General features: G+C 36.2%; 1 protein-coding gene. It reads right to left on the reverse strand.

The window, feature by feature from the left end; translation table 11 throughout:
- On the reverse strand, positions 1-320 hold a 320-nt coding region (locus CWC14_RS18380; protein WP_138564325.1), incomplete at both ends, for a phosphoenolpyruvate carboxylase.

The raw sequence follows: 320 nt of genomic DNA on the forward strand, positions 1-320 counted from the left end.
AAAAGTAAGCCTACGCTTGAGTTTGCGAATATCTCTGTAATAACAAACGATGATAGCGCTCCGTAATGCTTCAGCTACTTTAATAGTGGTGGCTGCATCTACAAAAGGGTTACCATCTCTATCACCTCCGGGCCAAAAGCCTAATTCGATAAAAGGATTTTCTGTTTCTTCATTTCCTTCAAAAATATCCCGTTGAATAAAATTATAAATATTGCCAATAGAATGATACAATATGTTTTCCAAGTACCACATCAGGTTCTGTGCTTCATCTAAAGGAGTTGGTTGTTTTTTATTGAAGAAGGGGGTTATACCTAATTGTT

The organism is Pseudoalteromonas sp. S3260, from assembly GCF_005886925.1.
GTDB classification, from domain to species: Bacteria; Pseudomonadota; Gammaproteobacteria; order Enterobacterales; family Alteromonadaceae; genus Pseudoalteromonas; species Pseudoalteromonas tetraodonis.